Below are 24,910 nucleotides of genomic sequence, written 5' to 3'. Positions count from 1 at the left end.
CCATGCGGTTTATGCTGCGACGCGCAATGAATAGGTGCCGCAGTGCAGCAGAATGACCCGCATATCACCCTGATCACCCCCACAGCGCCCATGGCGCCTGCAACCCATGGCGGGCGGGCCAAATGTCTGCAACGTCTGGCGCGGCTTGATCTGCCGGTGCCGACAACCGTCGCGCTGTCCTTTGATGCGGTGCATGGGCTTGCGGCGGGGGAGCAGCCCGATATGGCGCAGGTGCTTGCCCCGTTTGAAGATGGGCAGCTGTTGTGCGTACGCCCAAGTTCCGAAGACCCCGATTGGGGCGGCCCCGGTGCGATCCTGAACATCGGCATGAACGATGAACAGCTTGCCTCTTTGAGCGAGACCATCGGCGCAGAAGCGGCGGCCAAACTCTATCTGAAATTCATTCAGTCTTACTCCACCCATGTGGCGCGACTGGATCCCGACATCTTTGATGATCTGGACAATTCCGATCCCGACGCGGTCGCGGATTTTCTTGAAGCTTATGAGGATGAGGCCGAAGAACCGTTCCCGCAGGACCGCAGCGCACAGCTGATCGGGGTGTTGCGCTCCATGGCACGCGCTTGGGAAGGCACCACCGCGCGGCTCTTGCGTCAGGCCAAAGGCGCGCCTGCGGATGCGGGGCTTGGCCTTGTGATTCAGGCAATGGCGCTGGGTGTCGGCCATGGCGAAAGCGGCAGCGGCGTGCTCCAGCTGGTGAACAGCGACACAGGTCTGCCGCAGATCACCGGGCGCTACATGAGCCAGAGCCAGGGTCGAGACGCGATGAAATCCGGGGCAGGGGCGCTGTTTCTGCAAAAGGATGCGCGCGGTGCATCCCTTGAGGAAAAGGTGCCGGACGCCTTTGCGTTGCTGACGGAATATGCCGGGCTGATGCGGGCCCGCCTGCGCGAAGAAATGCAGATCGAATTCACGCTGGAAAACGGCGAGATTCACATTCTGGACGGTGTGCGCGTGCAGCGTAGCGCCCGCGCGGCGGTGCGGATTGCCGTGTCGCTGGCCGAAGACAAGATCATCACGCGCGAAGAGGCGGTGATGCGGATCGAGCCGCGCGCGCTCAATGAACTCCTGCACCGTCAGGTCGACAGCGAAGCGGAGCGGGATGTGATCGGCAGCGGCATTGCCGCCAGCCCCGGCGCGGCAACCGGCCGGATCGTGTTCACCGCCGCAGAGGCGCAGGCCTGTGCGGCGCGCGGTGAGGCCTGTGTTCTGGTGCGCCGGGAGACAAACCCCGAGGACATTCGCGGCATGCACGCCGCCAGCGCCGCCTTGACCGAGCGCGGCGGCATGACCAGCCACGCGGCGGTGATCGGGCGGGGCCTAGGTTTGCCATGTGTGGTTGGGGCCACCTCCATGCGGTTTCAGATTCGCAAAAAGCGGATCATCGCAACCGATGGCCGGATTTTCCGCGAAGGTGATGTGATCACCGTGGATGGCACCACCGGCAATATTCTCGCGGGTGAGCCCAAAATGATGGAAGCCGCGCTGGATGATGCCTTCCAAACCCTGATGAGCTGGGCCGATCTTAGCCGCGACATCGGCGTGCGCGCCAATGCGGACACCCCGGCAGACGCCACAACCGCGCTGATGTTTGAGGCCGAAGGCATCGGCCTCTGTCGCACCGAACATATGTTCTTTGAGGCCGATCAGCTGATCGCCATGCGCGAGGTGATCTTTGCCAATGCCTCGGCGGATCGCGCCGTGGCCCTGCAGGCCCTGCTGCCCATGCAGCGGGAGATGTTTGTCGAGCTGTTCAATATCATGGGCAAACGTCCGGTCTGCATCCGTCTGTTTGACCCGCCGTTGCATGAATTCTTGCCCACCGACCGCGCTGGCCTGCGCGATCTGGCCGAATCGCTCAACCTGCCGCTGTCCGATGTGACACGCCGTGTGGAGGCGCTGGGGGAATACAACCCGATGCTGGGCATGCGCGGTGTGCGCCTGGGCATCACGGTGCCGGAAATTCTCGATATGCAGGCGCGCGCGATTTTTGAGGCGACGCTGGATGCCTGTGGCGACAACGAGCCTTTTGTGCCGGAAATCATGATTCCGCTGGTCTCGGCCAAGCGCGAAGTGGAGCTGGTGAAAACCCGCATTGATGCGGTGGCCGCCGCCGTGCGCACCGAGCGCGCGCGCGATTTTGACTATCGCCTTGGCGTGATGGTGGAGACCCCGCGCGCCGCGCTGCGGGCCGAGGATATTGCGCAGCATTGCAACTTCTTCAGCTTCGGCACCAACGACCTCACACAGATGACTTACGGCTTGTCACGCGACGACGCCGGGCGCTTTATGAGCCCCTATGTGCAGCAGGGCGTTTTCCCCGAAGATCCGTTCCACACATTGGATCAGGAAGGCGTGGGCGAATTGCTGCGATTGGGGGCCGAGCGTGGCCGCCGTGCGCAGCCTGATCTGACGCTGTCTGTCTGCGGTGAACATGGCGGCAGCCCCGAATCGATTGCCTTTTGTCGGCAGATTGGGCTTGATTACGTGTCATGCTCCCCGTTCCGGGTGCCCGTGGCGCGACTGGCAGCGGCCCAATTGGCGATCAAAGATAAGCTTCAGTAAAATAACACTTTTTTCACACTCTCTCTTTAGGAGCCAGCGCAGTGTTTTGGCTGTGACAAGCCTGTGAGTGGACGTTTCGTTTATTTTTCGTTAACAACACCCCCGTTTTAAAGCTGCCGGGGTCATAAACCCCATAAAACGAGGTCATCATGCGCTACTTGATTGCATCCTTTTTGGCTGCGGCCCTGACTGTGGGCAACAGCTACGCGGAGACGACACCAGCGACCGAATCTGCCTCCACCAAACCACGACAATTGGTACTTTTTGATGGCAAGACTTTGCGCGATATTTTCGCGCCGAAAAAGCCTAAGCCAACCGAAATCAGCTACAGCCGCGCGTTTATCGACAGCCTGCCAAAGGTGAACGATGAGAAACGCACAGCGGAATGGCAATGCATGGCCGAGGCGCTCTATTTTGAGGCGCGCGGTGAAAGCGTCAAAGGCCAGTTCGCTGTGGCCGAAGTCATCCTCAATCGCGCCGAACACTCGGCCTTTCCCGGAAGCGTCTGTGGCGTGATCAATCAGGGCACTGCGAGCGGTCGCAAATATCAGTGCCAGTTCACCTACAACTGCGATGGCCTGTCCGACAAAATCCGCGAACACGGCGCTTATGAGCGTGTTGGCAAAGTGGCCGACCTTCTGCTTGCCGGCGCGCCTGCGGAACTCACGGATGGGGCAACCCATTATCACACCAAGGCGGTGAACCCGCGCTGGTCGCGTGTCTATGAACGCACCACAACCATTGGTGTTCATCACTTCTACCGGATGCCCACACGGTTGTCTCAGAACTGACGCTTCTTTCGGTTTCGCGATTTGATGTGCCGCGTTTGCCCTATGGCCGCGCGGCACATGGCCTGATAAAGGCCGCACCACCGCCCGGTGGCGGGATCGAAACAACAGCGCGTGGAAGAGAGATCATGAGCAACGAAATCCGATTGGCGTTTGCCCATCCTTCTGAGCGTGCCGAGGCCACCTCGTCAGATGACCCGCTTGATCGCATCTCCCTGCGCGACCACACCGTTGAGGTGGAAATCGGCGCATTTCAGGCAGAGCGGGGCACCACCCAGCGGATTTGCTTCAACGTGGTGGTTGAGGTGTTGCCGCTTGGTCCGGTGGTCGAGGACGATGTGGATCGCATCCTGTCTTATGACAAAGTCACCGAAGCCATTGCCTTTGAACTCTCTGCCGAGCGTCTGAACCTGCTGGAAACCCTTGCAGCCCGTGTCGCCGACCGCATCCTGCTTGAGCCGCAGGCCCATCGGGTTTTTGTGCGCATCGAGAAACTGGATCGCGGCCCTGGTGCTCTGGGGGTCGAGATTGTCCGCAGCCGCAAGGCGCATCTCGCGCCAGTTGAGGAGATCATTGAAGAAGAAGCACCGCAGCCGCGTGTTGTCTTTGTGTCTAATGAGGCGCGCATGTCCGAGCAGCTCGCGGGCTCTATCGACGGGTTCCTGCAAACCGATGTGCCGCTAATCCTCTGTGTGGGTGCGCCTGATCTGGCAGCGCCTCAAACCGGCCACGCCATGACCCAACGCCGCGTGGATCTACTCGCCATTGAGCAAAACGCATGGATGCTGGCGGCCCGTGACTCCCGCTGTGTGGTGGTCGACACCCGCACCGAGCTGGACTGGGCGATGAAAAATGACCAGACCTGCGTCTGGGCGCCCTCCAAAATTGTGCTCGATGCGGTGGATGGCCCAACAGCCCCTCCGAGCGACGCGCTCGCGCTTGCGCTTTGGTTCGCTGAGGAGATGCAGGCGGTGGAGTTTGTGGTGCTTGGCTCGGGCAGCGCGCATGCGCTTGAGACCGACATTCCGGTCCGTCATCAGTCTCTGGATGCCGCAGCGCGTTGAACCGCTTGCCTTTTGAGGGCGCATTGGTCATGCAGCGCGCATGACTGTGTATTATCGAGCCATCCCGCAATATGACGTGGCCCGCCCCGCCAATGCGCATCGCTTGGCGGATGGCTGGTGCTGGTTCACCCATGTTGAACGCCTCACCCGTGGCCAGGCGGCGGAGATTATCGCCGCTGATGTCGTGCCCGATGAGGTGCTGCAGCACATGGTGGCGCCGCGCACCGCTGTGACCGGCCTGTCGATGGCGCGCCCCAACCTGATGGGCATTCTGAACGTCACGCCCGACAGCTTTTCTGATGGTGGGGCGCATGAAGGTGCCGAGGCCGCGCTCAGCCATGCGCGCGCCATGACGGAAGCAGGCGCTGACATGATTGATGTCGGCGGAGAATCCACCCGCCCCGGTGCCGCCTTTGTGCCGATTGATGAAGAGATTGCCCGCACGGCCCCGGCCATTGCCGCAATCTCAAGTGCGCTTTCGGTCCCGATCAGCATCGACACCCGCAAGGCAGAGGTGGCGCAGGCCGCTGTTTCCGCAGGCGCGGCCCTGATCAACGATGTGTCCGGTTTCACCTTTGACGCCGCACTGGCCCCCCTCGCGGCCGCGCAGAATGCGCCGGTCTGTGTGATGCATGCGCAGGGCGATCCGGCCACGATGCAGCAGGACCCGCAGTATGAGGACGTGCTTCTGGATGTTTATGACTTCCTTGAAACACAAATTGAGCATCTGCAAAGCCTCGGCATTACGCGTGCGAACATCGTGGTGGATCCGGGCATCGGCTTTGGCAAAACACAGGCGCATAACCTTGCTTTGTTGGCCCGCCTGAGCCTGTTTCACAGCCTTGGCTGCGCGATCTTGCTGGGCGCGTCACGCAAACGCTTTATTGGCACCATCGGCAACGCTCCGCTTGCGGACCAGCGCGCGCCGGGATCCATCGCAGTTGCCCTTGCAGGCATCGCTCAAGGCGCGCAAATTCTGCGCGTCCATGACGTAGAAGAAACCCGTCAGGCCCTGAAATTGTGGCAGGCCGTGACAACAGGAGACGCAGATGACGCGTAAGTTTTTTGGAACCGACGGGGTGCGTGGCACCGCCAACACCTATCCGATGACCGCCGAGATGGCATTGCGCATCGGTGCGGCCGTGGGGCGGTACTTCCGCAACGATGGCGGCACAGAACACCGCGTGGTGATTGGCAAAGACACCCGTCTGTCCGGCTACATGTTTGAACATGCGCTCACCGCGGGTCTGACCTCCACCGGTATGAACGTGCTGTTGCTTGGCCCGGTGCCAACACCCGCGGTCGGCTTGCTGACCACCTCCATGCGCGCCGATCTTGGCGTGATGATCTCCGCCAGCCACAACCCCGCCGTGGACAATGGTATCAAGTTCTTCGGGCCGGACGGGTTTAAACTGTCCGATCAGGCCGAAGCTGAGATTGAGCATCTGATCGAAACCGGAGTGGAGCCCGCACAGGCGCAGAATATCGGTCGCGCCAAGCGGATTGATGACGGCCGCTTCCGCTATATCGAGCGGGTCAAAAGCTCACTGCCCCGCGCCTTGCCACTGCGCGGCGTGAAAGTGGTGATCGACTGCGCCAACGGCGCGGCCTACCGCGCCGCACCAGAGGCGCTTTGGGAACTTGGCGCAGAGGTGATCTCCATCGGGGTTTCTCCCAATGGCCATAACATCAATGAAAACTGCGGCTCCACCAGCACCCGCACCGCACAGGAAGCGGTGGTGACCCACGGTGCGGATGTGGGCATCTGCCTGGATGGCGACGCGGACCGGGTGATGATCATTGACGAAAACGGCAATGTGGCTGATGGCGATCAGATCATGGGGCTTCTGGCCTCCCGCTGGGCAAAATCGGGCCAGTTGAAAGGCGGCGCATTGGTCGCCACCGTGATGTCAAACCTTGGTTTGGAGCGGTTCATGGAAGGCGAAGGCCTGCGACTGGAGCGCACCGCCGTGGGGGATCGCTATGTGGTCGAGGCCATGCGCAAGGGCGGCTACAACCTCGGTGGCGAGCAATCCGGCCATATCGTGATGACCGACTATGCCACCACTGGCGACGGGCTGATGGCGGGTTTGCAATTCATCGCCGCGATGGTGGAAAGCAACGCGCCCGCCAGCAAGCTCTCTCAAGTCTTTGAAACCGTGCCGCAACTTCTTAAGAACGTGCGCTACGGCGAAGGGCAGACCCCGCTGGAGACCTCCTCGGTGCAAACCGCCATTGCCTCGGCAGAACAGGCGCTGGCCGGGCAAGGGCGTCTGCTCATTCGCAAATCCGGCACCGAACCTTTGGTGCGTGTGATGGCGGAGTGCGAAGATGCGCAGCTCTTGGAGCGCACCGTGGACAGCGTGGTGGATGCGGTGCAGGCCGCCGTCGCCTAGGGCGGCTCAGCCGCCACGCGGGAAGAAGAGGCGTCGCAACGCGCCATATTGGCTGAGCGCGACGCCTGACAGGATCAGCAATGTGGCCCAGATCAGAGAGCCGGGCAGCGGCTCTCCCATCACGGTCACACCAAAAACCACCGACCACAGCGGCACCTGATAGTTGGTCAGGCTCATGAACACCGGCCCTGCCGTTCGGATCACCAAAATGCGCAGCAGGCCCGCCGCTGCCGTCGGCACCAATCCCAGCACCGCGACAATCGCCAGCCCCTCGGCAGAGGGCATCGGGGGCATGCCATGCTGCAGCGCGGCCAGCGGGATCACCAAAGCTGCGCCAAACAGCAATGTGGTGGCCGACAGGCCCACCGGATCAAGCGGGGGCAAGCGCCGCATCAGGATCGAGGAAACCGCATAACAGGCGGCCGCCGACAAGCAGGCCAGCTGTCCCCAACCTTCAAGCGGGCTGCCGCTTGAGGCAAAAGCGGCCGGGCCGATCAGTACCAAAACCCCTGCAAATCCAATCAGAAAGCCCAATGTCCGGCGCAATGTCATGCGCTCGCCCGGCACCAGAAAATGCGCCAGTGGCAAAACGATCAGTGCAACGGCGGCCATCGAGACGCCTGTGAAAGCAGAGGTCACATATTGCTGCGCCCAGGCAAGGAACATGAACGGCACCGCCGCGCTCAGCATCGACACCCAGATCAGCCGGCCCCAATCCCGCTCTTCTGAGCGGAACATCCCGCCGCCACGCATTTGCCAGATCACCGTGGTGATCAGCGCGGCAAAACCAATGCGGCCCGCCGCCACCCAAAGCGGCGGCAAATGCTCCAGCGCCAGTTTCTGCACCATAAAGGTGCCACCCCAGACAAGGCCAAGCGAGGCCACCATAAGCCAGCTGGCGGCAGTGATCTGTGGGCTGGTTTGCTCTGACATAGGGGCTCACAAGTTAGGCGTTTAGACAAAAAAGGGCGCCGGAAGGGCGCCCTTTGAAGTCTCTGAAAAGACGTTAGTTCTTTTCTTTGTCGACCATTTTGCCGGCAGAGATCCAAGGCATCATGCCGCGCAGTTTTGCACCGGTCTCTTCGATCATGTGCTCGTCGTTTGCACGACGGGACGCTTTGATGGTTGGCTGACCAACCGCGTTTTCCAGCATGAAGTCGCGCACGAATTTGCCCTGCTGGATGTCTTCCAGAACCGCTTTCATGCGGGCTTTGGTTTCGTCGTACTTCAGGATGCGTGGGCCGGTGACATACTGGCCGTATTCTGCGGTGTTGGAGATGGAGTAGTCCATGTTCGCGATGCCGCCTTCGTAGATCAGGTCCACGATCAGCTTCACTTCGTGCAGACACTCAAAGTAGGCCATCTCAGGCGCGTAGCCTGCTTCCACCAGAGTTTCAAAACCACAGCGGATCAGCTCAACCAGACCGCCGCAGAGAACAGCTTGTTCGCCGAACAGGTCGGTTTCGCACTCTTCGCGGAAGTTGGTTTCGATGATGCCGGAGCGGCCGCCACCGATGGCGGAGCAGTAGGACAGGCCGATTTCCAGCGCGCGGCCGGTTGCGTCGGTGTCAACGGCTACGAGGCAAGGCACGCCGCCGCCTTTGGTGTATTCGCCGCGCACGGTGTGACCTGGGCCTTTAGGCGCCATCATGATCACGTCCACGCCTTCTTTTGGCTCGATCAGGCCAAAGTGCACGTTCAGGCCGTGGGCAAACGCAATCGCGGCACCTGGCTTGATGTTGTCGTGTACGTATTTCTTGTAGGTTTCTGCCTGAAGTTCATCGGGCATGGTGAACATGATCACGTCACACCATGCTGCGGCTTCGGCAATGCCCATCACCTGCAGGCCTTCGCCTTCGGCTTTCTTCGCGGAAGGGGAGCCTTCGCGCAGCGCCACAACAACGTTCTTCGCGCCGGAGTCACGCAGGTTCAGCGCGTGTGCGTGGCCTTGAGAACCGTAGCCCAGGATGGCCACTTTCATGTCTTTGATCAGGTTGATGTCGCAGTCGCGATCGTAATAAACGCGCATGATGAACGCTCCTCTGTTTGATGTTGCGGCCACAATAGGCATTCCTTTGGGGAAGGAGAGTGTTGTGATCGGCAAAATCAGAGATAATTTCGAGGTTTCTATTCTTTCATGTGTGATTTATCGTCATTTTCATGCTTGATGATCTCGATAGACGCATACTGCGCCACCTTCAGGGCGATCCGAGTCAGTCGGTGCCGGAGCTTGCCGACCGTCTTGGCCTCACCACCTCCCGCCTGTCGCGCAAAATCGACAAGCTGCGCGAGGCGGGCATTCTGCGTGGCCAGCGCGCGGTGATCGACTGGCAGGCCTTGGGCTATGCGGTGGAGGTCAGCCTGCGTGTGACCCTTGATAAAACCCAATCCCGCGCCTTTGACGATTTTCTGGAGGCCGCCCGCGACATTGCCGAGGTCATCGAGATACAGACCTTTCTGGGGCAGGTTGATGTGCGCCTGTCGGTGATCGCCAAAGACATGGCCCATTATCAGGAGATCTACCGCCGCCGCATCCTGACGCTGCCCCATATTGCTGACATTGAGGCGCTCATGCATGTGGCGCGCATCAAATCAGATGAGAGCCTGCCCATATGATTGATCTGGACGATATCGACCGCGCGCTGCTGAAGGCGCTGGCCGAGGACGCGACCCAGAACGCAGGGGCTTTGGGGCGGCGCTTTGGCCTCTCGCAACCGGCCACATGGCGACGCATCAAGCGGCTGCAGGACAGCGGGGCCATTGCCGGGCGCAAGCTGGATCTGGATCGTGAAAAGCTTGGCTTCGGGGTGACGGTCTTTCTAGGCATCAAACTGGCCACCAAGGGCCGCGTCAGTCTTGAGGATTTTGAGCGTGCGGTGACCGCCATTCCCGAGGTTCAGACCGTAGAGCATGTGCTGGGCATGTATGACTACCGCCTGCGCGTCACGGCGCGTGATATTTCTGACTTTGAGCGCGTCCTGCGCCGCCGTGTTATGACTCTGCCCGGGGTGGGCAATGTGGAGGCCAATGTGCTGCTCAGCGAAGAGCGCCGCCCCGGTCCGCTGTGAACGTGGCCTAACAGCTGCGTCGCCAGCATGTGACTTTGCTTTCTTGTGGCTAAAGGCTAAACGCGACACAACAGAGATAGGAGAGCGCAGATGACAAATGACATTGATCCCGGTGGGCTGAGTGAATTTTCCGTGGTCTTTACCGACCGCTCCCTCAACCACATGTCCAAGACCTTTCAGCAGGTGATGCGCGACATCTCCGATCTTCTGAAAGAGGTCTATAACGCCGATGGCGTAGCGCTTGTGCCCGGTGGCGGCACCTATGGCATGGAGGCGGTCGCGCGTCAGTTCGCGGCTGGTCAGAAAACCCTCGTGGTGCGCAACGGCTGGTTCTCTTACCGCTGGAGCCAGATTTTTGAGGCGGGCGGCTTTGCCGCTGAAAGCACCGTTCTGAAAGCGCGCCAGACCGGCAACGATGCCACCGCGCCCTTTGCGCCAGCCCCGATCGACGATGTGGTGGCCAAGATCCGCGCAGAAAAGCCTCAGGTGGTCTTTGCACCCCATGTGGAAACCAGCGCCGGAGTGATCCTGCCCGATGACTATATCGCCGCCATGGCCGCTGCGGCCCATGAGGTTGGCGCGCTGATGGTGCTGGATTGCATCGCCTCGGGCTGTGTCTGGGTCGACATGAAAGCGCTGGGTGTCGATGTGCTGTGTTCTGCCCCGCAAAAAGGCTGGAGCGCCTCGCCCTCAGCGGGCCTTGTGATGATGTCAGAACGCGCGCTGAACCGTTTGGAGGAAACACAGTCTGACAGCTTCGCGCTCGATCTGAAGAAATGGCGCGACATCATGGTGGCCTATGAAAACGGCGGCCACGCCTATCACGCCACCATGCCCACCGATGCCCTGCGCGCCTTCCGCGACACCATGCTGGAAACCCGCGACTACGGCTTTGACAAGCTGCGCGACGCGCAATGGGCGTTGGGCAACGGCGTGCGCGCGCTGCTTAAGGACAAAGGCATCCAATCCGTCGCCGCCGAAGGCTTTGGCGCGCCGGGCGTTGTGGTCAGCTACACCGCTGATCCGGCCATTCAGAACGGCAGCAAGTTCATGGCCGAAGGTATGCAGATCGCCGCCGGCGTGCCGCTCGCCTGTGATGAGCCAGAGGGATTCATGACCTTCCGTCTTGGCCTCTTTGGTCTGGACAAGCTTTATGATGTGCCCGCCACCACCGCGCGGCTGAAAGCAGTGCTCGACACGGTTCTCTAAGAAGCGATAGCCGTCAAAACGAAAAAAAGGCGGTGCATCCTCTGCACCGCCTTTTGCGTTTCTCAAAACCGCCTGCGCTTACAGCGCGCGCCAGCCAATGTCCTTGCGGAAGAAGCCGCCGGGCCAATTGATGCCATCGACCATGGCATAGGCCCGATCCCGCGCTTCCTGCAGGCTTGCACCACGCGCCGTCACGTTCAGCACGCGGCCACCGGTTGCTGTGATCTGCCCATCCGCTTTGGTGGTGCCTGCGTGAAACACCATGTTCTTGCTGTCAGAGGTCAGCGCCTCAAGCCCGCCAATCACCGAACCTTTTTCATAAGAGCCGGGATAGCCATTGGCCGCCATCACCACGGTGATTGCATGGTCATCCGCCCAGTTCACCTGCGCTTCATGCAGGCGCTCTTCAGCTGCCGCATGCATCAGGTCCAGCGCCTGCCCGCCAAGGCGCATCATCAGCACCTGACACTCCGGATCGCCAAAGCGCACATTGTATTCCACCAGACGCGGCTGGCCGTCCTTGATCATCAAGCCCGCATACAGCACGCCCTGATACGGCGTGCCGCGCTTGGCCATCTCATCAATGGTTGGCTGAATGATCTCATCCAGAGCCTTTTGGGCGATCTCATCAGACAGAACCGGCGCGGGGGAGTAAGCGCCCATGCCGCCCGTGTTCGGCCCGGTGTCGCCTTCGCCAACGCGCTTGTGGTCCTGCGCGGTGCCCACCGGCAGTGCGGTCTTGCCGTCACACAGGATGAAGAAGGAGGCCTCTTCGCCCTCCATGAACTCTTCGATCACCACTTCCGCGCCTGCGCCACCAAAGGCACCGCCAAACATATCGTCTACCGCGTCCAGCGCGGTTTGCTCGTCCATTGCGACGATCACGCCTTTGCCGGCAGCAAGCCCATCGGCCTTCACCACAATCGGCGCGCCCTGTTCGCGGATATAGGCTTTGGCGGCCTCGGCATCGGTGAAATGGCCATAGCCCGCCGTCGGAGCCTGCGCCGCATCACAAATCTCTTTGGTGAAGCTCTTGGAGGCTTCGAGCTTCGCCGCCGCTTGGGAGGGGCCAAACACCAGCACACCCGCTTCGCGTAGACGATCCGCAACGCCTGCGGCCAACGGCGCTTCCGGGCCGATGATCACAAAATCAATCGCATTCTGCGCCACAAAATCCGCCACCGCGCCACCGTCTTCGGTGTCAAAATCCGCACAATCGGCGATCTGTGCAATCCCGGCATTCCCCGGCGCCACAATCAGCTTGTCACACTTCGGGTTCTGCATCACTGCCCATGCCAACGCATGTTCACGTCCGCCGCTGCCGAGAATAAGAATGTTCATGTCGCCGCCTTCCGCTTGGCCTTCGCTTTGGGGCGTTCTAAGGTGCGTCGACGCAGGAAACAAGAGAACTGAGCCGCCGCCCCATGTCTGACCTCATCGACGATCCAAGAGAAGGCGAAAACGCCCCGGAATTCAGCGTCTCAGAGCTCTCCGGCGCGATCAAACGCATGATCGAGGGCGAGTTCGCCCATGTCCGCATCAAAGGCGAGATTGGCCGCGTGTCTTTTCCCCGCTCAGGCCATGTCTATCTTGATCTGAAAGACGACCGCTCGGTGATTGCCGCCGTGATGTGGAAAGGCGTCGCCGCGCGCATCTCCACCCGGCCCGAAGAAGGCATGGAAGTGGTCGCCACCGGGCGGCTCACCACCTTTCCGGGCCAATCCAAATACCAGTTGGTGATCGAGGATCTGAAGCCTGCGGGCGTTGGCGCGCTCATGGCGATGCTGGAAAAGCGCAAGGCGATGCTACAGGCCGAGGGCCTGTTTGCACCTGAGCGCAAAAAGCCGCTGCCTTATCTGCCAGAAATCATTGGCGTGGTGACTTCGCCCAGTGGCGCGGTGATCCGCGACATTCTCCACCGTCTGCGCGATCGTTTCCCGCGCAAGGTGCTGATCTGGCCGGTTGCCGTGCAGGGCGAGCAATGCGCGCCGCAGGTTGCCAACGCGATTGAGGGCTTCAACAAGCTCACCCCCGGTGGTGCCATGCCACGCCCCGACCTGATTATCGTTGCGCGGGGCGGGGGCAGTATCGAAGACCTCTGGGGCTTCAACGAAGAGGTGGTGGCCCGCGCCGCCGCAGATTCTGACATTCCGCTGATCTCCGCCGTGGGCCACGAAACGGATACGACGCTGATCGACTTTGTGTCTGACAAACGCGCGCCCACGCCGACCGCCGCCGCCGAACTTGCTGTGCCTGTGCGGCTGGAGCTGCTGGCTTGGGTAGAAGAACAGGGCGCACGCCTCACACGCGGTCTGGAGCAAGGGCTGCGCCAACGCGATCAGCGCCTGCGCGATCTTTCCCGCGCTCTGCCGCGTGCCGATATGCTGCTGCAAACCCCGCGCCAGCGGCTGGATGCGGCGGCAGACGCATTGCCCCGCGCGCTGCAAGCCGGTGTGCAAACCCGCCGCGTGACACTTTCTGAGAAATCCGGCAGCCTGCGCGCTTCCACCCTGACCCGCATGATTGAAAACCGCCGCGAAGCGCTGGGCCGTCGTGCGGACCGCCTCACGCCAGTTGGCTTGCAGCGCGACATCACCCGCCGCCGCGAGAAGGTCACAGAGCTGTCGCGCCGCTTGACCGATGCAGGCACCCGTCAGGTGCAAACCCTGAAGGACCGTCTGGCCTCGCTGGATCGCATGCGCGAAACCCTGAGCTACACCGCCACACTTGAGCGCGGCTATGCCGTGGTGCGCGGCGATGGGGCACTGGTGAAAACCTCCGCCGCCGCCAGTGCGGCCAAATCGCTTGAGATCGAGTTTGCAGACGGGCGTGTCACCGTGGGCGAGGGGACTGCAGCGCCCACATCCGCAACAGCGGCTGAGCCGGTCAAACCCGTGCCAAAAGCTGCGGCCAAGCCAAAACCCAAGAAGCCTGACACGCCGGAGCAGGGCAGCTTGTTTTAAACACTACACACCCACCTCCGGGCCAAGGCACAGCATCTCTTCACCCGCTGCCGGGTCGATCTCATAGAGCACCGTGCCATTTGGCTCATTCTCAAACGTGGCGGTCAGCCCGCGCGCGCTTTCAAAAAAGCTCCAGCATTGCGGGCTGGGATTGTCCTCATAGACAAAGCAGATCTGCGCGCCCTGCTCAAACCACTCACCCTCTTTGCATTGCCCGTCCAGAAAGGACCAGCGCACACGGCGGTTGGGCAGATATTCCTCCACGCCATAGCGCTGCCCGTCCGCCTCAAAGAACAGCGTCTTGCCGGTGACATAGGCTTCAAATTCCGCGCCTGACATGGCGCTTTGCGCCTGCGCGGTGTGGGGCAGGGCAAGGGAGAAGGCGGTGGCGATCAGGGCAAGGCGTTTCATGAAAGCAATGCTGCCTGACAACCGCTGCCCAATCCAGTCTCAATGCCGTGTTGCGCGCAGTTTTGCCACGCGCGGGTCCATTACCCGCCGCCACATGCGCGGCCAAAGCGCCAGCGTGGCCATCAGCGGCAGAGAGTGCGGCAGGATGGGCATTTCGTGGCGGTCGAGCCGCAGCGCCGGATAATCGCGTGTCGGGGTCATATGGTGATCGGAATGGCGCGGCGCATTGAGCATCAGAGCCGAGGTGTAGAGCTGCGGCGCATTCCAGCTGTGCTGCGGCCCCACGGGTTCGGGCTTGCCATTGGCCCTCTTGGTGCGCCGCAGGCCGTAGTGCTGTACATAATCAGACAGCAAAAGCTGCATGGTGCTGTAACTCGCCAGCCCAATATAGGCGATCGCCCCCTTGGGGCCGGCATAGATCGCCGCCAAGGCCAGCATCAGCGCGCCCCCCGCCACATAGGCCACATAGGGGTGCATCCCCTTGGCGCGGCCCTTGGCTCTGGCGCGCATGTCGGTCTCCGCCCGCAGCCCGGCCCGGAAAGAGCCCAGCCAGGCGCGCGGCCAGAAGTGATAAAAGCTCTCGCCATCGCGCGCCGAATTGGGGTCTTTGTTGGTGGCCACCCAGACGTGATGCACCTTGGTGTGCGCTGACGTGTGATGCCCAAACAGCAGCGAGATATAGACCCACATGCCAATCAGACGCGGCAGCTGCGCAGGCTTGTGGATCAGCTCATGGGCGTTGGCGTTGCTGACCTGTCCAAAGAACAGCCCAAAGGCAATGAAGACACAGATCCTGGCCCCGTGGCTCAAGTCCGTGATCCCGGCCAGCGCCGCAACGCCTATGGCCATCAGCGGAAAATGCAGCACGCCCAGCAACAGGGACAGTCGCAGACCTGAGGGGAATTCACCATCTGCACCGACCTTCGCCGCCGCGCCGCTCACCAGACGGTCCATCACATGCACCAGCGTACCCATGTAAACCAGTGCCGCCACCGCCCACAGGCCGCCCAGCATCCCGGCCATCGCCAGCAGGACCACGGGAATCGTTGTTGCGATCCAGAACCAAACCATGTCATCTTTCCCCATCAAAGAGCGCGCGCCCTCTGTAACTGCGCGAAATTACCCATTCGTTGACGGGCTGCAAAGCCGTTCTGGGTGGGAATTTTCCGCGCAGCCCAACTTTCTTTGAGGATTCTCGGGAAAGCCCATTGACTCAGGCCAGACCATCAGTAAAAGGCGGGCTTCAAGAGATTTTCACGGGGTAGCTGTACCCCGGCGCAGGAGAAGCACAATGGCGAAGCCGACGACCATCAAGATCCGTCTGAACTCGACCGCGGGCACGGGCCATTTCTACGTGACCAAGAAAAACGCACGTACCATGACCGAAAAGATGGTCGTACGCAAATACGACCCGGTGGTGCGCAAGCATGTCGAGTACAAAGAAGGCAAGATCAAGTAAGATCCCCCTCTGAGACACATGCAAAAGCCGCGCCACACCAGGCGCGGTTTTTTGCTTTAGGGGAGCCGCGCCTGAAAGAAAAAAACTGTTTCCTTCAGGAGGGTCCCCAATGCCCCACCCATTCTTTATCCGCCCCGCCACGCTTGACGACCGTCAGGCCGTGACCGCGCTGTTTGGCCAGTCCTACCCGGATCTGCTGCCCAATGATTACAGCGCTGATGTGTTGCAAGATGCGCTGCCCCTGATCACGCGGGCACGCGGATCGCTCTTGGCCTGCGGCACCTACTTCCTTGCAGAATGTGCAGAGACCGACGCCATCGTCGGGGCAGGGGGCTGGACCGATCTGTCGCCTTCGCGGGGTGTCAGCGGCATCGACCTTGGACATGTGCGCCATGTGGCCACGCGGCCTGACTGGCTGCGTCGTGGCGTGGCCCGTGCGCTGATTGACGTGACGCTCGCTTCCGCAGAGGCCCACGGCATGCGCCAGATGAGCTGCCTCAGTACCTACACCGCGCGCGATTTCTACGCCTCTATGGGCTTTCAGGAGGCCGCTGAGGTCGAGCTCACACTGGCGCCGGGCGTGCATTTCCCCGCGATCCAGATGACCCGCAAACTGGCGGACCCTGCGTTGGCGTAACGCGCGATCATCTTCGGGCAAAAGAAAAGGGCCGGTCGCTGTGACCGGTCCTTCTATTTGAGCTGTCGCTCGGCTTACTCGCGGTTGCCGAACAGCTGCAGCAGCATCATGAACATGTTGATGAAGTTCAGATACAGGCTCAGGGACCCCATGATGGCGGATTTGCTCAGCCATTCGCTGTCGCCGTGGTGGGCATGTGCGAGATAGGTGTTCTTGATGTTCTGCGTGTCATAGGCGGTCAGGCCAGCGAAGATCAGAACGCCGATCACAGAGATCGCAAACGCCATAGCGGAAGACGCCAGGAAGATGTTCACGATGGACGCGATGATCAGGCCGATCAGACCCATGATCAGGAAGGTGCCGATGGGGCCAAGGTCACGCTTTGTGGTGTAGCCATAGAGCGACAGGCCCGCAAAGGCGATGGCGGTGATCAGGAAGACCTGAATGATGGATTCGCCGGTGAACACCAGGAAGATCGAGCTGATCGACAGGCCCATCACGGCTGCGAATACGTAGAACACCAGCTGTGCCGCAGAGGCGGACATGCGGTTGATCGCGGCGCCAAAGCCAAAGACAAACAGCAGCGGCGCAAACATGATCACCCACTTAAGCGGGGAGCCATAGATCGCATAGCCGAAAGAGGTCAGATATTTGTCAGCGCTGATCTGCGCGGTCGCACCGGAAGGATCCGTGGTCACGGCCAGACCGGAAATGGCCCATGCCGCCGCAAAGGTGATCAGCATGCCCACGGACATTGTGCCGTAGACTTTGTTCATATGGGCGCGCAGGCCCGCGTCAATTTCCGCTGAACGTGCGCCAACAGCGCCGCGCAGTGTTTCAAATTCAGCCATCTCAGCCTCCGAATAATACGTTCCCTCCCCACAACGGCTGTTGCCGGGATGTCCGTCCTAAATATCGGTGAGCATTGAAGCGAATTCAAGGATTTCCGGTGTCAGAGACGCGGAAATCCGACGCATTTTTGCGGTGCTTTTTTAATAAGCGGGGCCTGCGGTTTGCTGGCCTGCGTGGCGTGCTTTCCGTCTCGAGCGTGGATTCGGCCCTAGCTGGCGGAGGTTAGCCTCTGTGAGCGCAAAGCACAGGGCTGTTTTGCGCTCACAGCGTTGTGATGATGCGCCCTGTGTGAGGGGCGGATCTGGCGAAATGGGGCAAGGCCCAAAGGGTGCCAGATGTTCTCGGTGCCGGTTTAAAGGTCAGCCTTTCCAATGCGCGGGCACATCCCAAGCCGACCGTTTCAGCTCTGCCTGCACATCGGCTTCGGTCAGCCCCATGTCAAACAGCGCGGCTTTGTCGAGCTGTGCAAGCTGGCGGCGCTGACGGCGCACGGCAAACACTTTCGCGACGCGGGAGAAAACGGATTTGGATGTGCCGGAGGCAGCTGCGGAGGTGGTGATGAAGGCCATTGAGTCGCTCCTTTCTTAAATTGCGATTGATTTCGTGCTCTGCATCAAATTACTTGATGTATATGGGAGGTGGAGTATATCTTGAAAGCGAATGTTTGTGAGGTATTGCATCACAGATTCTGATGATATATCGGAATCTGTGATTTATAGGGGGAATGGCATGCGAAATCTTGATGTAACCACGTTGCGCAGTTTTGTGGCTGTGGCCGATATGGGCGGCGTCACCAAGGCCGCAGGCTTTCTGCATCTCACGCAATCGGCGGTGTCGATGCAGCTCAAGCGCCTTGAAGAACTGATCGGTGTCGCTTTGCTGGACCGCTCAGGCCGCGGGATCGCGCTGACGCCGGACGGAGAGCAGATGCTTGGCTATGCCCGCCGGATGGTGACCCTGAACGATGAAATCATGCGCCGCCTGTCCCATGACGAATTTGAGGGCACGGTGACGCTTGGCGTGCCACACGATATTGTCTACCCAGCTATTCCGCGCGTGATGCAGCAATTCAGCAGCGCCTTTCCACGTGTGAAGGTCAATCTGGTCTCCTCCTACACGCTGGAGCTCAAGCAGATGTTTGAGAAGGGCGAGATTGATCTGATCCTGACCACGGAATCCAGCACGCCGGACGGGGCAGAGGGGCTTTGCACCCTGCCTTTGGTCTGGATCGGTGCGCCTGGCGGGGCCAGCTGGCGCCGACGCCCCATTCAGTTTGCCTCTGCCCGCCACTGTCTCTTCCGTCCGCGCGCCATTGCGGCGCTGGATCGCGCGGGGATCGAATGGGATTCAGCACTTGAGACAGATTCTGATCGCACCGTTGAGGCGACGATCACCGCTGATCTGGGGATTGGGGAGATGCTGCTTGGCACTGAGCCGCGCCATCTGGAGGTGATCGACCACGGCGGATCGCTGCCCGATCTCGGGGAGCAGCACATCAATATGTATGGGGCGGATCAGGCCAAGGGCGACGTCATCGCCCAATTGGCCAATCTCATTCGCAAAGGGTTCCAGCCCATGCATGCGCAGGTGGAACACCCGGTGCGGCTTGGGGTGGTCAGTTGATGGCCACCACCACCTTGCCGGTGGATTTGCGGCTGCGCAGCAGCTCATAGGCTTCTGCCGATTCCTCAAGCGGCAGAACATGGCTCACATGCGGGGACAGCTTGCCTTCCCCGTACCAGCCAAACAGGGTTCTCATACTGCCAACAATCACCTCTGGTTTAAATGCCAGATACCCGCCCCAATAGAGCCCCATCACCGTGAGGTTTTTCACCAGCAGGTGGTTTGCCGGGATCTGTGGAATGTCACCGGATGCAAAGCCGATCGGCAACAGGCGTGCTTCTGGCCGGCAGGCGCGGAAGGCTGCTTTGAATTGTTCGCCGCCGACGGGGTCATAAACCACATCAGCCCCACCCAGCGCTTTGACCTCCGCGCGAATGTCCGCATCGGTGGCATCAATCAGGTGATCCGCCCCGGCCTTTTGCGCCACCGCAAGCTTGTCCGCCCCCCGCGCACAGGCAATCACATTGGCGCCCATCAGCTTGCCAAGCTCCACCGCCGTCAAGCCAACACCGCCCGCCGCGCCCAGCACCAGCAGGTTCTCACCGGGCTGCAGACGCGCACGGTAATCCAGCGCCACATGGCTTGTGCCATAGGCCACAGGGAAGGCCGCTGCGTCTTCAAAGCTCATCATATCCGGGATCGGCACCGCGCTGGCCGCATCATAAACGCCAAACTCTGCCAGGCCGCCGCTGCCGCCAAACACCAGCACACGTGTGCCAATGGCAGGGCCTTTGGTGTCCGGGCCAAGCGCGTCCACAACACCTGCGACTTCCATGCCAAGGGTGAAAGGCACCGGCGGGGTCGCCTGATAGGTGCCCTTGATCATAAGGAGATCACCGAAGTTCAGAGCGCAGGCGCGGATCTTCACCCGAATCTGCCCGGCTGCGGGTTCCGGCGTGGGCAAGTCCACCAAACGGGGGGCGGTGTCGTGGGAAACTACCTGAAAGGCGCGCATGTCTCTTCTCCTCTGTTTGGCGAGCATTCACATGGGTTCACAATCAAGTCAAAGCTGACGCTGGGAAACGGGTAATTTCGAATGAAACATCACGTAATGAGAGTATTTTACCACCATACCTATCCGAATGGACCTACCCCTTTGGGCATCCGTTCGCCTTTATGTTTAGGAGACCAACACATTCTATCCCTTGATTATAAGGGGAAAACTGTTAAGCTTAAACAATCGCGAATGGGATGCGCGATAGTTGCACTATTTAACTGGAGCCGCGTCTGAGCTTCCGCTCAGGGATTGTCTGTGGCTTGGCAATTTTATTCGAAGGAGACGAGTCATGACACACCCGGTGGATGTGCATGTTGGTAAGAAGATACGGCAGCGTCGCTGGCTGACGGGGATGACCCAGCAGCAGCTGGCCGAGCAGGTTGGTATCAAGTTCCAGCAGATCCAGAAGTACGAAACGGGCGCCAACCGCGTCAGCGCGTCTCGTCTTTGGGACATCTCGGATGCACTTGATGTGCCTGTGAGCTTTTTCTTCGAAGGCTTGGAAACAGACAAAGAGGACGGCACCACTCAATCCGTTCCTTCCGATATCATGGCGGACAAAGAAGCGCTGGATCTGATCCGCAGCTACTACGCCATTCCGGAAAACCAGCGCCGCCGCCTGTTCGAGCTGGCGCGCGTCCTCAGCGACGTCGCTTGAGTCCGGTCCCGCTCTGAGTTAGCCAATGGGCGAATTCAGGGCGGAGGCAAGACCCAAATGACCCCACAGGACCAAACGCAGTTGATGGCCGTGGCAGACGCCATGGCCGATGCCGCAAGACAGGCTATTCTTCCCCATTTTCGGCATCACGCCCTCACTGCGGACAACAAGTTGGATGGCGGGTTTGACCCGGTCACTGTAGCGGACCGCGCGGCCGAAGAGGCCATGCGGTCTGTTCTTGCGCAGATGCGCCCGCAAGATGCGATCTTGGGCGAGGAATTTGGCGAGAAATCCGGCACCAGCGGTCTAACCTGGGTGCTCGATCCGATTGATGGCACCCGCGGGTTTATCTCCGGCACGCCCACATGGGGGGTGCTGATCGCCGTGTCTGATGAGACCGGCCCGATCTTTGGCATTGTCGATCAGCCCTATATCGGGGAGCGCTTCAAAGGTGGCTTTGGCGTCGCCGAAGCCCATGGCCCGCATGGCACCACCCCGCTGAAAACCCGCGCCACCGCCGCGCTGTCAGAGGCGATCCTCTTCACCACCTTCCCCGAAGTGGGCACCCCGGCAGAGCGCGCCGCCTTTGAGCGTGTCGTGCCTGAAGTCAAACTCACCCGCTACGGCATGGATTGCTACGCCTACGCGCTGCTGGCTGCCGGTCAGGTCGATCTGGTGATTGAGGCAGGCCTCAATGCCTATGACATTCAGGGGCCGATTGCCGTAATCGAGGCTGCAGGCGGCATCGTCACCAATTGGCAGGGGGGCCCTGCGCATGAGGGTGGTCAGGTGCTCGCGGCCTCCAATAAAGTGCTTCATGAACAGGCGCTTGCGCTCTTGTCAGCAGGCTGACGCTGCGGCGTCACCTCCCGCTTGCTTTCTCAGGCTTGAAACCGATGCGCCACAGCCGTTAGGGTCGTGGCGCATGACGAGTCCTTTGCCCGCTTTCTGTCGCCATGCCTCAGACCTTGCACCGAATCGGGCCACTGAAATGGCCAAAGGAGTGTGCACATGTCGGCAAACAGCCGCTATCTGATCAAATCCGCCCAGACCATCCTGACGATGGATGACACCCGCCGCGAGCTGGCAGGGCAGGACATTCGCATTCGGGACGGGGTGGTTGCTGAGATCGGCCCAGATCTTGTGGCCGCTGATGGGGAAGAGGTGGTCTTTGCCCAAGATTGCGTGATCACGCCGGGCCTCGTGAACACCCACCACCATCTTTACCAGACCCTCACCCGCGCTGTGCTGGGCGGGCAGGATGCGCTGCTTTTTGGCTGGCTCAAAACGCTCTATCCGATCTGGTCCCGCTTTGGCCCTGAGGAGATGTATGTCTCCGCGCAGGTTGGTCTGGCCGAGCTGGCCCTTTCGGGCTGCACCCTGACCTCTGATCACCTTTATCTTTACCCGAATGGCGCACGTCTGGATGACACCATCGCCGCTGCGCAAAGCCTAGGGATGCGCTTTCACCCCACGCGTGGCGCCATGAGTATTGGCGAAAGTGACGGCGGTCTGCCACCCGATGCGCTGGTGGAGCGCGAAGACGCCATTCTCAAAGACGCCATTCGCCTGATCGACACCCACCATGACGCTGCCGAGGGCAGTATGCTGCGCGTTGGCGTGGCCCCGTGCTCGCCTTTCTCGGTCAGTCGTGAGCTGATGCGCGATGCGGCGCTGCTCGCGCGCGACAAAGGCGTGATGTTGCACACCCATCTGGCCGAAAACGAAGAAGACATCGCCTATTCACTGGAAAACTTCGGGTGCCGTCCGGGGCAATACGCCGAAGAGCTTGGTTGGGTCGGCGAGGATGTCTGGCACGCCCATTGTGTGAAGCTGGACGCTTCCGAAATCGCGCTCTTTGCCCGCACCAAAACCGGCGTGGCCCATTGCCCGTGTTCCAACTGCCGCCTTGGCAGTGGCATTGCACCAGTGCGCGCCATGCGCGACGCCGGCGTACCGGTTGGTCTTGGCGTCGATGGTTCCGCCTCAAACGATGCGGGCAATCTGGTGCTTGAGGCGCGTCAGGCCATGTTGCTGCAGCGTGTCGCCAATGGTGCGGATGCAATGAGTGCGCGCGAGGCGCTGGAAATTGCCACGCGCGGCGGGGCAGAGGTGCTGGGCCGTCCGGATTGTGGCCAGATCGCTGTCGGCAAACGCGCCGATCTGGCGCTCTGGGATGTGTCCGGCATCGAAAGCGCGGGCAGCTGGGATCCTGCGGCGATTCTTCTGGCCGGGCCGACCACCGTGCGCGATCTCTTTGTCGAAGGCCGCCAGATTGTGCGCGACGGCCAGATCACTACGATTGATCTGCAAAGCGCCATACAGCGTCAGAACCAACTGGCCCGCGCGCTCGCGCCGTAATTCTATGAGTGTGTGAAAAGCAAAAGGCGCGAAGGAAAAACCTTCGCGCCTTTTTGGCTGTCCAATTGGAGCGGGCGAGGCGATTCGAACGCCCGACCCTAACCTTGGCAAGGTTATGCTCTACCCCTGAGCTACGCCCGCACCGTTTGGATGGCCGTGATTTAGCGATCCCACCGGGGGACTGCAAGAGCAAAAAGTGAGAAAAATGCGCCGCGGCGCAGATAATTTTTCAGACGGTGATTTTGCGAAAATTTGGCCCGGAAACGCGAAAAGGCGCGGATAAATCCGCGCCTTCTTCAGCACTCCCGATTGGGAGAAATTGGAGCGGGCGATGAGATTCGAACTCACGACCCTAACCTTGGCAAGGTTATGCTCTACCCCTGAGCTACGCCCGCGTCCTTGGGTGAGGCGTGAAATATAAAGACTCACCGAAGGCTGCAAGTGGAAAATGCACCTGTGACAAAAAAAGTTCATTTTCGCGACGGAATCCAAATTCCACGACGTTTCAGTTTAAAATTCCACCTCCGGTCGGCACACAGTTAACCTATGAAGAAACGTAATTTTATCTTGGGCCTTTTGGCCACGCCAGGATTTGCCTTCGCACATGAAGGTCATGGCGCATCTCAGGTATCTGTCAGTGTCGAAGTCATTAAACGCCGCGACAATACCGTACATCTCCTGCTGACAATGCTGAACAAGGGCACCCATACCGCAATGCTGAAAGACGTAAGTGTTGAGGGCGCAGAAGTGCTTAACGCTTATTGGGCCCAAATCCCCTCAGGGGCTTTGGAGGATATGCCGCTTGCGTTGCAGTTCTCCGGTCCCGTTCCGGGCATTTTTACCCTGATGCTGGATTTTGGCGACGCAGGACATGGGCCGGTGGTGGTGAAACTCTAAATCGCACCACAGGAACAAAGGAAACCGGCATGGTCAGGCAAACGCAACTTGAGAATCTAAAGATGGCTTTGTTGGCCATGACCATTTTTATCGGCGGCGCTGCATATTGCGAAGCGCAGGGCCGCCCGCCAATGCGCAAACATACCGCAACAACCACAGAGCCGTTGTCTCTGGCGCGGGCCAATCAATCTGCTGGGCGCAATCAAGTCTCAATCACCACCGAGGGAAACCGCCGTGTGATCGCTGCCAATGGCATTCCGGCGCATAAGGTTGGCCGCTTCCCCAATCGCGGCAATCCGCACAGCATCAGGGCACAAAACTATCGCTTCACGGTGTCCTTGGCCCCCAAAGCCAGCTTCCGCGCCACCTACAACGAGAGGAACCTGTTTGGCGTCGCAGTGAATGGCGTGCCATTTGATCCCGGCGCCGCCGAGTTCTGGCAGGGCAACCGCCGCTCCGGCTGGCAATATGAGGCATTGGGCGGCGCGGTGCCTCTTGGTCTGGATGCCAACTACGCGCATGTGCAGCCCACAGGGGCGTATCATTATCACGGCTTGCCAATTGGCCTTTTGCAGAGCCTTGGCTGGTCTTCCAAGGCCGCGTCCCCGCTGGTCGGCTATGCGGCTGATGGCTTTCCGATCTATGCGATCACCGCAACTGTGAACGGAAAAGTGGTCGAGATGACAAGCTCTTATCGTCTCAAGTCTGGCACCCGTTCGGATGGTCCCGGCGGCAAACATGACGGCACCTTTGTGCAGGACTACACCTATGTCGCAGGCGCTGGCAGTCTGGATGAGTGCAACGGCGCTGTTGTCAAAACGGCGGAATATCCAAACGGCACCTACGCCTATTTCCTGACCGAGACCTTCCCGGTCATTCCACGCTGCCACAAAGCCAAAGCTGACAGCAGTTTCTCCAAACGACGCTGATCATGCGCTTAAGGG

At 60.4% G+C, this 24,910-nt stretch carries 25 protein-coding genes and 2 tRNA genes; 17 read left to right on the top strand and 10 right to left on the bottom strand.

The annotated features are described in order from the left end of the window. Positions 1 to 90 precede the first annotated feature (90 nt). From J7399_RS04995 to glmM, 5 genes are all read left to right on the top strand, one after another. Positions 91 to 2,583 (top strand): putative PEP-binding protein, encoded by a 2,493-nt coding sequence (locus J7399_RS04995; RefSeq protein ID WP_209084802.1) that lies wholly within the window; start codon positions 91 to 93, stop codon positions 2,581 to 2,583. A 149-nt stretch (positions 2,584 to 2,732) separates the two neighbouring features. Then, positions 2,733 to 3,374 (top strand): cell wall hydrolase, encoded by a 642-nt coding sequence (locus tag J7399_RS04990; RefSeq protein WP_209084445.1) that lies wholly within the window; start codon positions 2,733 to 2,735, stop codon positions 3,372 to 3,374. 125 nt (positions 3,375 to 3,499) lie between these two features. Continuing rightward, positions 3,500 to 4,435, top strand: coding sequence for a dihydroneopterin aldolase (locus tag J7399_RS04985; protein WP_209078598.1), 936 nt, complete (start codon positions 3,500 to 3,502; stop codon positions 4,433 to 4,435). 40 nt (positions 4,436 to 4,475) lie between these two features. After that, the gene (gene folP / locus J7399_RS04980; protein ID WP_209084443.1) at positions 4,476 to 5,495 is read left to right on the top strand and encodes a dihydropteroate synthase; all 1,020 of its coding nucleotides are present in this window, start codon (positions 4,476 to 4,478) and stop codon (positions 5,493 to 5,495) included. Then, entirely contained in the window at positions 5,485 to 6,831 is a 1,347-nt protein-coding gene (glmM, locus tag J7399_RS04975) for a phosphoglucosamine mutase (protein WP_209084441.1), read from the top strand. Before folP ends, glmM begins: the two co-directional genes overlap by 11 nt. A gap of 6 nt (positions 6,832 to 6,837) precedes the next feature. On the opposite strand, the gene J7399_RS04970 is transcribed toward glmM, so the two are convergent. Further along, positions 6,838 to 7,764, bottom strand: coding sequence for a DMT family transporter (locus tag J7399_RS04970; RefSeq protein ID WP_247742724.1), 927 nt, complete (start codon positions 7,762 to 7,764; stop codon positions 6,838 to 6,840). Between the two features lie 73 nt (positions 7,765 to 7,837). Continuing rightward, the gene (gene ilvC / locus J7399_RS04965) at positions 7,838 to 8,860 is read right to left on the bottom strand and encodes a ketol-acid reductoisomerase (protein ID WP_209065189.1); all 1,023 of its coding nucleotides are present in this window, start codon (positions 8,858 to 8,860) and stop codon (positions 7,838 to 7,840) included. 131 nt (positions 8,861 to 8,991) lie between these two features. Between ilvC and J7399_RS04960 the strand changes: the two genes are divergently transcribed. From J7399_RS04960 to J7399_RS04950, 3 genes are all read left to right on the top strand, one after another. Next, positions 8,992 to 9,447, top strand: a complete 456-nt coding sequence (locus tag J7399_RS04960) for an Lrp/AsnC family transcriptional regulator (RefSeq protein WP_209078601.1) — start codon at positions 8,992 to 8,994, stop codon at positions 9,445 to 9,447. Next, complete coding sequence (locus tag J7399_RS04955) at positions 9,444 to 9,899, top strand: Lrp/AsnC family transcriptional regulator (RefSeq protein ID WP_209065187.1); 456 nt, start codon at positions 9,444 to 9,446, stop codon at positions 9,897 to 9,899. The genes J7399_RS04960 and J7399_RS04955 overlap by 4 nt, the downstream gene beginning before the upstream one ends. A gap of 90 nt (positions 9,900 to 9,989) precedes the next feature. After that, complete coding sequence (locus tag J7399_RS04950) at positions 9,990 to 11,108, top strand: aminotransferase class V-fold PLP-dependent enzyme (RefSeq protein ID WP_209084440.1); 1,119 nt, start codon at positions 9,990 to 9,992, stop codon at positions 11,106 to 11,108. Between the two features lie 78 nt (positions 11,109 to 11,186). On the opposite strand, the gene purD is transcribed toward J7399_RS04950, so the two are convergent. Continuing rightward, positions 11,187 to 12,449: a phosphoribosylamine--glycine ligase gene (purD, locus tag J7399_RS04945; RefSeq protein ID WP_209065185.1), complete on the bottom strand. Its 1,263-nt coding sequence runs from the start codon at positions 12,447 to 12,449 to the stop codon at positions 11,187 to 11,189. 83 nt (positions 12,450 to 12,532) lie between these two features. On the opposite strand from purD, the gene xseA reads away from it, so the two are divergent. After that, on the top strand, positions 12,533 to 14,071 hold the full coding sequence (gene xseA, locus J7399_RS04940; protein ID WP_209065184.1) for an exodeoxyribonuclease VII large subunit: 1,539 nt from the start codon (positions 12,533 to 12,535) through the stop codon (positions 14,069 to 14,071). A gap of 3 nt (positions 14,072 to 14,074) precedes the next feature. Here xseA and J7399_RS04935 read toward each other — a convergent pair whose 3' ends face one another. Then, positions 14,075 to 14,482 (bottom strand): hypothetical protein, encoded by a 408-nt coding sequence (locus J7399_RS04935; protein WP_209084438.1) that lies wholly within the window; start codon positions 14,480 to 14,482, stop codon positions 14,075 to 14,077. A 39-nt stretch (positions 14,483 to 14,521) separates the two neighbouring features. Beyond that, positions 14,522 to 15,553 (bottom strand): alkane 1-monooxygenase, encoded by a 1,032-nt coding sequence (locus J7399_RS04930; RefSeq protein WP_209084436.1) that lies wholly within the window; start codon positions 15,551 to 15,553, stop codon positions 14,522 to 14,524. 220 nt (positions 15,554 to 15,773) lie between these two features. Between J7399_RS04930 and rpmG the strand changes: the two genes are divergently transcribed. Both rpmG and J7399_RS04920 read left to right on the top strand, forming a co-directional pair. Then, a complete protein-coding gene (gene rpmG / locus J7399_RS04925) occupies positions 15,774 to 15,941 on the top strand; it encodes a 50S ribosomal protein L33 (RefSeq protein WP_007814563.1) in 168 nt (55 codons plus the stop codon). A gap of 109 nt (positions 15,942 to 16,050) precedes the next feature. After that, positions 16,051 to 16,578: a GNAT family N-acetyltransferase gene (locus J7399_RS04920; protein ID WP_209084434.1), complete on the top strand. Its 528-nt coding sequence runs from the start codon at positions 16,051 to 16,053 to the stop codon at positions 16,576 to 16,578. Between the two features lie 74 nt (positions 16,579 to 16,652). Here J7399_RS04920 and J7399_RS04915 read toward each other — a convergent pair whose 3' ends face one another. Both J7399_RS04915 and J7399_RS04910 read right to left on the bottom strand, forming a co-directional pair. Next, positions 16,653 to 17,429 (bottom strand): Bax inhibitor-1/YccA family protein, encoded by a 777-nt coding sequence (locus J7399_RS04915; RefSeq protein ID WP_209065180.1) that lies wholly within the window; start codon positions 17,427 to 17,429, stop codon positions 16,653 to 16,655. 360 nt (positions 17,430 to 17,789) lie between these two features. Continuing rightward, positions 17,790 to 17,999 carry a DUF1127 domain-containing protein gene (locus tag J7399_RS04910; RefSeq protein WP_209078608.1) on the bottom strand — a complete coding sequence of 70 codons (210 nt, stop codon included), beginning with the start codon at positions 17,997 to 17,999 and terminating at the stop codon, positions 17,790 to 17,792. Between the two features lie 160 nt (positions 18,000 to 18,159). Here J7399_RS04910 and J7399_RS04905 point away from each other — a divergent pair, with 160 nt between their 5' ends. Continuing rightward, entirely contained in the window at positions 18,160 to 19,053 is an 894-nt protein-coding gene (locus J7399_RS04905; RefSeq protein ID WP_209078609.1) for a LysR family transcriptional regulator, read from the top strand. Here the strand turns inward: J7399_RS04905 and J7399_RS04900 are convergent. After that, positions 19,046 to 20,008: an NADPH:quinone oxidoreductase family protein gene (locus tag J7399_RS04900; RefSeq protein WP_209084433.1), complete on the bottom strand. Its 963-nt coding sequence runs from the start codon at positions 20,006 to 20,008 to the stop codon at positions 19,046 to 19,048. The genes J7399_RS04905 and J7399_RS04900 overlap by 8 nt on opposite strands. A 331-nt stretch (positions 20,009 to 20,339) precedes the next feature. Between J7399_RS04900 and J7399_RS04895 the strand changes: the two genes are divergently transcribed. The 3 genes from J7399_RS04895 (at position 20,340) to J7399_RS04885 (ending at position 23,069) form a co-directional block, all read left to right on the top strand. After that, positions 20,340 to 20,708 (top strand): helix-turn-helix transcriptional regulator, encoded by a 369-nt coding sequence (locus J7399_RS04895; protein ID WP_209065176.1) that lies wholly within the window; start codon positions 20,340 to 20,342, stop codon positions 20,706 to 20,708. Positions 20,709 to 20,765: 57 nt separating this feature from the next. Beyond that, entirely contained in the window at positions 20,766 to 21,560 is a 795-nt protein-coding gene (gene hisN / locus J7399_RS04890) for a histidinol-phosphatase (protein ID WP_209084432.1), read from the top strand. Between the two features lie 159 nt (positions 21,561 to 21,719). Further along, complete coding sequence (locus tag J7399_RS04885) at positions 21,720 to 23,069, top strand: 8-oxoguanine deaminase (RefSeq protein ID WP_209084431.1); 1,350 nt, start codon at positions 21,720 to 21,722, stop codon at positions 23,067 to 23,069. Positions 23,070 to 23,135: 66 nt separating this feature from the next. On the opposite strand, the gene J7399_RS04880 is transcribed toward J7399_RS04885, so the two are convergent. Beyond that, positions 23,136 to 23,210 (bottom strand) — tRNA-Gly (locus J7399_RS04880). Positions 23,211 to 23,389: 179 nt separating this feature from the next. After that, positions 23,390 to 23,464 (bottom strand) — tRNA-Gly (locus J7399_RS04875). Between the two features lie 151 nt (positions 23,465 to 23,615). Between J7399_RS04875 and J7399_RS04870 the strand changes: the two genes are divergently transcribed. After that, positions 23,616 to 23,966, top strand: coding sequence for a hypothetical protein (locus J7399_RS04870; RefSeq protein ID WP_209078613.1), 351 nt, complete (start codon positions 23,616 to 23,618; stop codon positions 23,964 to 23,966). A gap of 77 nt (positions 23,967 to 24,043) precedes the next feature. Continuing rightward, positions 24,044 to 24,895 (top strand): YHYH protein, encoded by an 852-nt coding sequence (locus J7399_RS04865; protein ID WP_209084430.1) that lies wholly within the window; start codon positions 24,044 to 24,046, stop codon positions 24,893 to 24,895. Positions 24,896 to 24,910: the final 15 nt, after the last annotated feature.

It is taken from the genome of Shimia sp. R9_1, from assembly GCF_017743775.1.
Lineage (GTDB): Bacteria > Pseudomonadota > Alphaproteobacteria > Rhodobacterales > Rhodobacteraceae > Shimia.
Note: the sequence above shows the minus strand (reverse complement) of the source record. Positions and strands in the feature narration are given on the sequence as shown.

Excerpts from the sequence above, each read along its gene's own strand:
- J7399_RS04995 (WP_209084802.1), top strand. The coding sequence starts at position 91 with ATGGCGCCTGCAACCCATGGCGGGCGGGCCAAATGTCTGCAACGTCTG.
- J7399_RS04990 (WP_209084445.1), top strand. The coding sequence starts at position 2,733 with ATGCGCTACTTGATTGCATCCTTTTTGGCTGCGGCCCTGACTGTGGGC.
- J7399_RS04985 (WP_209078598.1), top strand. The coding sequence starts at position 3,500 with ATGAGCAACGAAATCCGATTGGCGTTTGCCCATCCTTCTGAGCGTGCC.
- folP (WP_209084443.1), top strand. The coding sequence starts at position 4,476 with ATGACTGTGTATTATCGAGCCATCCCGCAATATGACGTGGCCCGCCCC.
- glmM (WP_209084441.1), top strand. The coding sequence starts at position 5,485 with ATGACGCGTAAGTTTTTTGGAACCGACGGGGTGCGTGGCACCGCCAAC.
- J7399_RS04970 (WP_247742724.1), bottom strand. The coding sequence starts at position 7,764 with ATGTCAGAGCAAACCAGCCCACAGATCACTGCCGCCAGCTGGCTTATG.
- ilvC (WP_209065189.1), bottom strand. The coding sequence starts at position 8,860 with ATGCGCGTTTATTACGATCGCGACTGCGACATCAACCTGATCAAAGAC.
- J7399_RS04960 (WP_209078601.1), top strand. The coding sequence starts at position 8,992 with ATGCTTGATGATCTCGATAGACGCATACTGCGCCACCTTCAGGGCGAT.
- J7399_RS04955 (WP_209065187.1), top strand. The coding sequence starts at position 9,444 with ATGATTGATCTGGACGATATCGACCGCGCGCTGCTGAAGGCGCTGGCC.
- J7399_RS04950 (WP_209084440.1), top strand. The coding sequence starts at position 9,990 with ATGACAAATGACATTGATCCCGGTGGGCTGAGTGAATTTTCCGTGGTC.
- purD (WP_209065185.1), bottom strand. The coding sequence starts at position 12,449 with ATGAACATTCTTATTCTCGGCAGCGGCGGACGTGAACATGCGTTGGCA.
- xseA (WP_209065184.1), top strand. The coding sequence starts at position 12,533 with ATGTCTGACCTCATCGACGATCCAAGAGAAGGCGAAAACGCCCCGGAA.
- J7399_RS04935 (WP_209084438.1), bottom strand. The coding sequence starts at position 14,482 with ATGAAACGCCTTGCCCTGATCGCCACCGCCTTCTCCCTTGCCCTGCCC.
- J7399_RS04930 (WP_209084436.1), bottom strand. The coding sequence starts at position 15,553 with ATGGTTTGGTTCTGGATCGCAACAACGATTCCCGTGGTCCTGCTGGCG.
- rpmG (WP_007814563.1), top strand. The coding sequence starts at position 15,774 with ATGGCGAAGCCGACGACCATCAAGATCCGTCTGAACTCGACCGCGGGC.
- J7399_RS04920 (WP_209084434.1), top strand. The coding sequence starts at position 16,051 with ATGCCCCACCCATTCTTTATCCGCCCCGCCACGCTTGACGACCGTCAG.
- J7399_RS04915 (WP_209065180.1), bottom strand. The coding sequence starts at position 17,429 with ATGGCTGAATTTGAAACACTGCGCGGCGCTGTTGGCGCACGTTCAGCG.
- J7399_RS04910 (WP_209078608.1), bottom strand. The coding sequence starts at position 17,999 with ATGGCCTTCATCACCACCTCCGCAGCTGCCTCCGGCACATCCAAATCC.
- J7399_RS04905 (WP_209078609.1), top strand. The coding sequence starts at position 18,160 with ATGCGAAATCTTGATGTAACCACGTTGCGCAGTTTTGTGGCTGTGGCC.
- J7399_RS04900 (WP_209084433.1), bottom strand. The coding sequence starts at position 20,008 with ATGCGCGCCTTTCAGGTAGTTTCCCACGACACCGCCCCCCGTTTGGTG.
- J7399_RS04895 (WP_209065176.1), top strand. The coding sequence starts at position 20,340 with ATGACACACCCGGTGGATGTGCATGTTGGTAAGAAGATACGGCAGCGT.
- hisN (WP_209084432.1), top strand. The coding sequence starts at position 20,766 with ATGACCCCACAGGACCAAACGCAGTTGATGGCCGTGGCAGACGCCATG.
- J7399_RS04885 (WP_209084431.1), top strand. The coding sequence starts at position 21,720 with ATGTCGGCAAACAGCCGCTATCTGATCAAATCCGCCCAGACCATCCTG.
- J7399_RS04870 (WP_209078613.1), top strand. The coding sequence starts at position 23,616 with ATGAAGAAACGTAATTTTATCTTGGGCCTTTTGGCCACGCCAGGATTT.
- J7399_RS04865 (WP_209084430.1), top strand. The coding sequence starts at position 24,044 with ATGACCATTTTTATCGGCGGCGCTGCATATTGCGAAGCGCAGGGCCGC.